Source organism: Streptomyces nanshensis, from assembly GCF_001751255.1.
Taxonomy (GTDB): Bacteria; Actinomycetota; Actinomycetes; order Streptomycetales; family Streptomycetaceae; genus Streptomyces; species Streptomyces nanshensis_A.
Map to the genome: position 1 here is coordinate 1 of NZ_LJGW01000028.1, position 8,265 is coordinate 8,265.

Consider the following 8,265-nt stretch of genomic DNA (forward strand, 5'->3'; position numbering starts at 1 on the left):
CCCTGGTCCTGACCTTGGTCCTGGCCCTGGTCCTGGCCCTGGTCCTGGCCCTGGTCCTGACCTTGGTCTTGGCCCTGGTCTTGTCCCTGGTCCTGGCCTTGATCCTGACCTTGGTCCTGGCCTTGATCCTGGCCTTGGTCTTGTCCCTGGTCCTGGCCTTGATCCTGACCTTGATCCTGGCCCTGGTCCTCGGCCGGAGGCTGCTGCTGCCCCTGGTCCTGACCCTGGTCCTGACCCTGGTCGTTATGCGTCAGGCTCTTCGCGCTGACGTCGTTCGCGGCCTGGTCGCCCGCGTCGCCCTGCTGTACGGCGCCCCGCTGGTCCTCGTTCCCGTCCAGTGAACGGATCACGGGCCAGTAGTGCGTCGACTGGTCGCCCTTGGCACACGTGGTGCCGGCTGCGGCGAGGGACTCGTCGCTGGACTGGGCGTTGGTGTCCTCGTTGCCCACGTAGTCGTGGACGTGGTGGGCACCGTTCAGAACACCCGGAGCGGCGATCACGTTGTCCGAGTTGAAGTGCTCGTTGCCGTTGGCACCGCACTTCGTCTCGAAACTGCCGCCCGAGTCCTCCTCCTTCGAGGCGTTCGGCTGGACCTGAGTGATGTCGACGAAGTCCTCGGCCTTCGGGCCCTGTTGACCCTGCTGGCCTTCGTCGCCGCCTTCCTGGCCGGCCTGTTCCTGCATCATCTGGCACTGCGCCATGGAGCCCATGTCGGCGGGTTCCTGGGCGCCGGCGTTCTTCAAGTCCTGGCCGATGCTGCGGATCGTTGCCTGGCGCTGCTGGTTCAACTGACCCAGGGCCTCCTCGGAGTTCTGCTCCTTGGAGTGCCACTGCCCGTAGGCCTGGGCGACCTGTTGGTCCAGAGTGGCGAGCTTCTGACCCACGGACTCCTTGGCGCCCTGCGGCACCTGGTCCAGTGCAAGGCTCACATCAGGACAGTCGATCGTGCTCGCAGCAGGGGCGGCGTCACCGTTGCCCGCGAAGGCGCTCACACCGATCGCCGCTGCGCCACCACCACCGACCACCAGCGCTGCGACGATCGCTATCGTTTTGTTCGCCGTGCGCGAGCGTTTGTGGCCTTTTTGTCTCATATTGACTTCACTCCACTCATTCCACGTCGTTCAGCGCCTCGAAATCCACAAGCCCGGTGTGTCCAGGACTGTGAGGTGATCGAGGACAATGGCGTTGGCCCGGGTCGCCAACGACCGCACCATTGAGTTGCGGGTCTGATCGCGTACAAGGCCGGCGAGGCCGTAGACCACGCCGTGCGCTTGCCGCAGCCTCTCGACGAGAACCCGGTCGAATGCATTGCCCCCGGCCCGCCCAGTGGTGTCCGGGCGCTTCCGGCCCGGTCCGGGAGGCCGGCTCGGAATGCCGACTGTCAGGGTGTGACCGGCCGTTACGGCCCGTCGGTCCGACTCCGTGTATCCGTCGACGAGATGATCGCCCGCGATCCGCACCGACTTTCGTGTCCCGCGCTCCCGCGCGGACTGGCCCGCGGGCAGCTCCCACAAACCGGCGTTCCGCACTTTGCGTATGAAGTCACGGTCCAGTGCGGTAAGGGGCCCGTGCCGTGTCTGCCAGGTGCCCTTACCGACGTGCTGCCATCCTGAACGGGCCGGCGCGAGGCCGCGGTTGCCGCCGGAGCGCCGGTGCGGCACACATGCCGTCAGCGCCGCGGCGAGACCGGAGGCTGCCGGCACAGTGCCGATCGCCTGCCCGGACCTGATGGCGGAACGCATCCGCCCTCCTCTCCACACACCTTCGAAGTGCGACGGACGCTAATGGTGTGTGTGAGGAAGTGGTCGAGGCTTCGTTCCGACCTGACAAGAACCGGTCCTCCGGCGTACATCACTGCTAGATTACGGAGCCGTATCTGCCGTGTCCCGTCCGCACAACGGCACTCAGCTCGCGTAGAGCTCCTCGATCTCCGCCGCGTACATCCGCGTGATCGCGGCCCTTCTCAGCTTCAGCGACGGCGTCACCAGCCCGTCGGCCACGCTGAATTCCTCCGGCAGGATGCGGAACGATCTGATCGATTCGGCCCTGGAGAAGGCGGAGTTGGCGGCGGCCACGGCACGTCCCACTTCGCGTTCCAGTTCCTCGGACGGCGAGTTGCCGTAACCGGGTCCCGAAGGCCCCCACTGTTCGCGGCCCTTGCGCCACTGTTCGAGGACTTCAGGGTCCAGGGTGACCAGTGCCGCCACGAAGGGACGGTCGTCTCCCACGACGAGCGCCTGCGAGATCAGCGGATGGGCGCGCAGCCGCGTCTCCAGCATCAGCGGTGAGACGCTGCGGCCCGCGCTGGTGATGATGACGTCCTTCTTGCGGCCCGTGATGACGAGATAGCCGTCGTCGAGGAAACCGACGTCCCCCGTGCCGAGCCAGCCGTCGCGCAGCGTCTCCTCGTACTGCACGGGCGCGTGTGCGCCCGGAGCGCCGCCGTGCGGGCCGCCCGGCGGCTCCTGGCCCGGCGGTGCGGCTCTGCGTCCGTCAGGGCGCGGGGAGTCGCCGCGTGCGGCGTGCTCGGCGCGGCCCGTGTAGCCGTTGAAGACCGTCGGACCGTGCACCCACACCTCGCCGTCGCGGGCGATGTGCACGGAGGCGCCGGGCATGGGCCGCCCGACGGTGCCGAATCTCGGTCTGCCCGGGGGCTGCGCGGTGACGGCGCACGTCGTCTCCGTCAGGCCGTAGCAGTCGTAGACGACGATGCCCGCGCCGGCCAGTTCCAGGCCGAGTTCGCGGCTGAGCGTGGAGCCGCCGGAGACGACGTTCCTCGTACGGCCGCCGAGCACGTCCCGCAGCCGCCGGTAGACGAGGCGGTCGTAGACAGCGTGCCGCGCGCGAAGTCCCGTGCTGGGACCCGGGCCGGTGCCGAGCGCCTGGGCCTCCGCCGCCTCCGCGTAGCGCCGGGAGACCTCCATCGCACGCTCGAACATCTCGCCGCGGCCGGCGGTGTGGGCCATCATCCGCGCGGCGGCGTAGAACTTCTCGAAGAAGTAGGGCACCGCGTACAGACACGTCGGCCGGAACGATCTGATCGCGGGCATCAACTCGCGGGCGGAGATGTCCGGTTGGTGTCCCAGCAGATAGCCGCCGCGGATGCACATCACCGTGACCATCAGCCCGTAGACATGGCCGACCGGCAGGAAGGCGAGGACGGACGGCTGTTCGCCCGGCTCGCCCATCAGCCGTCCCCAGCCCGCGAGGATCGTGTCGCACTCGGAGGCCAGGTTGCGGTGCGTGATCACACAGCCGCGGGGGCGGCCGGTGGTGCCCGAGGTGTAGATGACCGCGGCCGTCATCTCCGGCATCACGGCCCAGCGGTGGCGGTGCACGTCGTTGTCGCCGACCGCGGCGCCCTCCTCGGTCAGCCACCGTACGCAGCCCGCGTCGAGCTGCCAGATGTGCCGCAACTGCGGCAGGCCGTCGACGACGGAGCCCACCGTCATCGCGTGGTCCTCGTGCTCGACGACGATGGCGCACGCCTCGGAGTCGGCCAGGACCCAGCGCAACTGCTCGGTGGAGGACGCCGGATAGAGAGGTACGACATGGGCGCCCAGCGACCAGAGGGCGAAGCTGAAGAGCGTCCACTCGTGCCGTGTACGGGTCATCACCGCGACCCGGTCGCCGAAGCCGATGCCCTGGGTCAGCAGGCCCTTGGCGAGTTTGAGTACCTGGGCGGCGAAGGCCGCGGCCGTCGTCTCGCGCCAGGGGCCGCTGCTGCCGTCGGGGCTCTCGCGGCGCGCGATCTGCGGCAGACCCGGTTCGCGGGCGGCGAGTTCGTAGACGGAGTCGGCGAGGCCGCCGGAGCCGAGCGGCTCGACGAGCGGCGGAACGCTGTAGTCACGCACAGCACACCGCCCTCACCCCGTCTGCTTCTGTCACGACGTTCAGTGACTGACCGCGAAAATTACCGCGCTGAGCGGCCGGTTGCCTAGGGAATCGGCGATCTTCCCGTGCGGGGAATCGGGGGAGGGTGTGTGAGGGAAAGGCGCCGCTCACCTGCGCCGGTCGCGCTCCGCGGGGGCGTCTCGGGGTGCCGGGGCCCGCCCCGGCCTGCGTAACCGCCAGTAACCGCACTCCGTGATCCGCGGCCGCCGGTCCCGGGCGGACATGCGGACGCGGGGCGGGTGCGCGCCGCCGCGTGGAGGGTGCGTGAACTCCCGTACGGGCGGGGCGACTTCGGCGCCGGGGTCAGGAACCGCCGCCGGACTCGACGACGCTCCAGCGGCCCACCGCGCGGTACTCCGAGTCGTACAGCTCCTGGCTCGCCCCCGGCTCCAGGGTGCAGTGGTGCAGATTGCCGCCCCAGTACCGCAGGATGCGGCCCACCTCCCGTGCGGCGTCGCCGTCCGACGCCGTCTCGCCCAGGTCCACTTCGAGCAGGAACTTCATCCGCCGCCTCGTCCTCCGAGTCGTCCGCGGCAGTCCGGATCCTCCGAACGTCCGCGCTTTCCGGGACTTCCGGTCTTCGGCGCCCGTGCGTCGCCGTCGTCCGCGGGTTCCATCGTCTCATTGGACTGCTTCTTGAGGCTTTCGGCGATGTACCGCCCGCTCAACTGCCGCTCTGCGCCCGTACGTTCGGTGAAGAAGTCTCAAATCCCGGGGGAGGGAGCGGGGCGGCCGCGGTGCCGTGGGCGCGGACGGCCGGGCGGTCCGCGGGAAACATGGATGCAACGAAGGGTTGACCCATAGATGCAAGAACCCTAGGTTCCGTGACGCGGTTGTTGAATACCGGATCTCGGAATGCGCTGAACTGCCGTTCCGTCGGAGGGTCTACGGGTCAGGAGGCACGGTGCCATGATCGACGCCGCACTGCGCCGGGAGTTCGAAGCGGCACTGGGGGCGGACGCCGTGCTGAGCGATCCGCTCCAACTACGGACCTACGAGTGTGACGGCCTGACCGGTTTCCGTGAAGTCCCCGCCCTGGTCGTCCTGCCCCGCAGCACCGAAGAGGTCGCCGCCGCCGTCTCGCTGTGCGCCCGCGAGGGCCTGCCGTTCGTCGCACGGGGCGCCGGCACCGGCCTGTCCGGGGGAGCGGTGCCGGTGGCGCAAGGGGTGGTCGTCTCCCTTGCGCGGATGCGGCAGGTGCTCGAACTCGACCCGGAGGACCGGCGGATGGTCCTCCAGCCCGGCGTCACCAACGCCGAGATCTCCCGCGTCGCCGCCCCGCACGGCCTCTACTACGCGCCCGACCCCTCCAGCCAGGTCGTGTGCACCATCGGCGGCAACGTCGCGGAGAACTCCGGCGGCGCGCACTGCGTGAAGTACGGGTTCACCGTGCACCACGTGACGGGGCTGCGCGTCGTCCTGCCGGACGGCTCCGTCGCCGACCTCGGCGGGGACGCCCCGGAGAGCCCCGGCCCGGATCTGCGCGGCTTGTTCATCGGATCCGAGGGCACGCTCGGCATCGCCACCGAGATCACCGTGCGGCTGCTGCGCGTACCGGAGACCGTGCGCACCCTCGTCGCGGACTTCCCGACGGTGGAGGCGGCGGGGGAGGCCGTCAGCGCGATCATGGCCTCGGGCATCGTGCCCGCCGCCGTGGAGATGCTCGACTCCCTCGCGATCGAGGCCTGCGAGGCGGCGGTTCACGCCGGATACAGCCTGGAGACCACGGCGGCGCTCGTCGTCGAGCTGGACGGCATGGAGCACGAGTGCGACGAGCAGTTCGAGAGGGTCGTCGCGCTGTGCCACGAGAAGGGCACCTCGCATGTACGGATCGCCACGACCGACGCCGAACGCGCCCTGATCTGGAAGGGACGCAAGGCCGCCTTCGCCGCCGTGGGACGCATCAGCCCCGACTACTTCGTGCAGGACGGCGTCGTGCCCCGTACCCGGCTGTCGGAGGCGCTGACCCGTATCGCGGAGATGTCGCGCACCGAAGGGCTGCGCGTGGCCAACGTCTTCCACGCCGGGGACGGGAATCTGCATCCGCTCGTCCTCTTCGACGAGCAGGCGGGGGAGGCCGAGCGCGCGGAGCGGCTGGCGGCCGAGATCGCCGAGATGTGCGTGGAGTTGGGCGGTTCGCTCAGCGGCGAGCACGGCATCGGCCTGGACAAGGCGTGCTCCATGCCGGAGATGTTCGGGGAGACGGACCTGGCCGTGATGCGGCGGCTGCGTACGGCCTTCGACCCGGACGCACTGGCCAACCCCGGGAAGGTGCTGCCCACTCCGCGGCTGTGCGGTGAGGCGCCCGGACGCTACCGGCCGCACCCGCTGGAGGCGGCCGGCGTGATCGAGAGGTGGTGAGACGTGGTGTCCGAGGAGCCCCCGGGGTCGCTGCGCGAGAGCGGGCCGTCCACGCCGGCGCACGGCGGGGCGCCGCACGCGTCCGCGAGTCCGTCGGCCGGCACGCCCGCCGCCGGCACCGGTGAACTCCCCACCCGCGTACGCCCGTCGGGCCTCGCCGAGGCCGCCGACGCCCTCACGGACGCCGCGTCCGCGCGGCGCACCGTGCTCATCGAGGGCGCCGGAACGGCCCTGGAGTGGGGCGCGCCCGTCGCCGCGCCGGACGTGGTGGTGGAGACCTCCGGCCTCGACCGGCTGATCAGCCACGCCCCCGAGGACTGGACGGTCGGCGTGGAGGCCGGCATGCCGCTGACCCGGCTCCAGGAACTGCTGGCCCCCGCCGGACAGTGGCTCCCGGTCGACCCGCCCACGGCGAGCGGCGGCGCCACGCTCGGCGGGCTGCTCGCCTGCGGTGACGCGGGACCGCGGCGGCTGAAGTACGGCGGCGTCGGCGACCTCGTGATCGGTGCGACGCTCGTACTGCCCGACGGCACCGTGGCCCGCAGCGGGGGCGACGTCATCAAGAACGTCGCCGGATACGACCTCGCGAAGCTGATGGCGGGCTCGCTCGGCGCCTTCGGCCTCGTCGCCCGGCTCAATCTGCGCGTCCATCCGCTGCCCGAGGCCACGGTGACGCTCGCCCTGGAGGCGGACGACGCCGCCCGCGCGCTCGACGCGGCCCGTGCCGTGCTGCGTTCGCCGCTGGAGCCCGTCGCCGTCGAGTGGGACGGGCGGCAGGTGCTGATCCGCTTCCAGGGCACCGCGGAGAGCGCCGCCGCACGCGCCCGTCTCGCCCCGGAGATTCCCGGTCTTGCCGCGGCCCGTGCGCTCGACTCGGAGGCCGAACAGGCCGCGTGGCGGCGGCTGTCGGAGCGGACGCGCGGCGAGGACGGCGAGACCGTGCTGCGCGCCGCCACGTCTCCCGCACGGCTGCCCCGACTCGCCGAACGGCTACGGGAGTTGACCGAGGACACCCCGGTCGAGGCGCGGCTGCTGAGCGGACTCGCCCAGGGGCTGCACACCGTGGTGCTGAGCGGCGGCGACGCGGCGCAGCACGCGGCGTGCCTCACCGCGTGGCGCGACGCCGTGTACGAGGCGGGCGGCTCGGCGACGCTGCGGCGGCGCCGGGAGGGCGTGGACGAGGCGGCGGACGCATGGGGGCCCGCACCGTCCGCGCTCGCCGTACTGCGGTCCCTCAAGCGGCAGTTCGATCCCGGCGGCCGGTGTGCGCCCGGCCGCTTCGCGCCCTGGTTCTGACCCACCGGCCGGACCGCAGGGCTCCGGCCACGGCCCCGTCTCTCCTTCTCTCCGCACCCTCTGCACCTCCTAGGGAGCACCGCATGACCACCACGCCGCACGGTGGCACCCCCGAGGGGCCCGTCCCCTCCGGCGGTTCCGGCGGGTTCGACGACCACCGGCCGCCGTCGCCCGAACTCCTCTCCGACTGCGTCCACTGCGGCTTCTGCCTGCCCGCCTGCCCCACGTACACCCTCACCGGCGAGGAGATGAACTCCCCGCGCGGCCGCATCTATCAGATGCAGCTCATCAGTGAGGGCGAGGCACCGCTGACCGCCGCCGCCGTCGGCCACTTCGACAACTGCCTGGGGTGCATGGCGTGTGTGACGGCATGCCCGTCCGGTGTGCAGTACGACCGGCTCATCGAGTCCGTACGGCCGCAGATCGAACGCAACTGGGCCCGCTCCCGCTCCGACCGCGCCTTCCGCGGGCTGATCTTCCGCCTCTTCCCGTATCCGCGGCGGCTGCGTGCGGCCGCCGTGCTCGGAGCCCTCTACCAACGGCTCGGGCTGCGCGCCGCGTTGGGACGTGCGGGGCTGCTGCGGCGGCTGCCGGCGAGGCTGCGCGCCCTGGAGGCGCTGATGCCGGACGTGCCGCTGCGCTCGGCCCTGCGCAGGACACCGGAGCGCAGCGCCGCCCGTACACGGGTGGAGACGGTGGAGGCGGGGGCGGAGG

The 8,265-nt window shown here is 71.3% G+C and carries 6 protein-coding genes and 1 pseudogene; 3 read left to right on the plus strand and 4 right to left on the minus strand.

The features are described 5' to 3' along the window. From AN218_RS36330 to AN218_RS01150, 4 genes and pseudogenes are all read right to left on the minus strand, one after another. Positions 1–929, minus strand: a pseudogene (locus AN218_RS36330) (hypothetical protein); the annotation flags it as partial. 192 nt (positions 930–1,121) lie between these two features. Beyond that, entirely contained in the window at positions 1,122–1,742 is a 621-nt protein-coding gene (locus tag AN218_RS01140) for a DUF4142 domain-containing protein (RefSeq protein WP_079131707.1), read from the minus strand. Positions 1,743–1,904: 162 nt separating this feature from the next. Further along, a complete protein-coding gene (locus tag AN218_RS01145) occupies positions 1,905–3,854 on the minus strand; it encodes an AMP-dependent synthetase/ligase (RefSeq protein WP_070014546.1) in 1,950 nt (649 codons plus the stop codon). 343 nt (positions 3,855–4,197) lie between these two features. Continuing rightward, a complete protein-coding gene (locus AN218_RS01150) occupies positions 4,198–4,398 on the minus strand; it encodes a hypothetical protein (protein WP_070014547.1) in 201 nt (66 codons plus the stop codon). 405 nt (positions 4,399–4,803) lie between these two features. On the opposite strand from AN218_RS01150, the gene AN218_RS01155 reads away from it, so the two are divergent. The 3 genes from AN218_RS01155 to AN218_RS01165 all read left to right on the plus strand — a co-directional run. Further along, positions 4,804–6,255 (plus strand): FAD-linked oxidase C-terminal domain-containing protein, encoded by a 1,452-nt coding sequence (locus tag AN218_RS01155; protein ID WP_070014548.1) that lies wholly within the window; start codon positions 4,804–4,806, stop codon positions 6,253–6,255. 6 nt (positions 6,256–6,261) lie between these two features. After that, positions 6,262–7,551 (plus strand): FAD-binding oxidoreductase, encoded by a 1,290-nt coding sequence (locus AN218_RS01160; RefSeq protein ID WP_171908554.1) that lies wholly within the window; start codon positions 6,262–6,264, stop codon positions 7,549–7,551. Positions 7,552–7,634: 83 nt separating this feature from the next. Beyond that, positions 7,635–8,265, plus strand: a 631-nt coding sequence (locus tag AN218_RS01165; RefSeq protein WP_141747389.1) for a 4Fe-4S dicluster domain-containing protein, incomplete at its 3' end; no start/stop codon positions are given.

Excerpts from the sequence above, each read along its gene's own strand:
- AN218_RS01140 (WP_079131707.1), bottom strand. The coding sequence starts at position 1,742 with ATGCGTTCCGCCATCAGGTCCGGGCAGGCGATCGGCACTGTGCCGGCA.
- AN218_RS01150 (WP_070014547.1), bottom strand. The coding sequence starts at position 4,398 with ATGAAGTTCCTGCTCGAAGTGGACCTGGGCGAGACGGCGTCGGACGGC.
- AN218_RS01155 (WP_070014548.1), top strand. The coding sequence starts at position 4,804 with ATGATCGACGCCGCACTGCGCCGGGAGTTCGAAGCGGCACTGGGGGCG.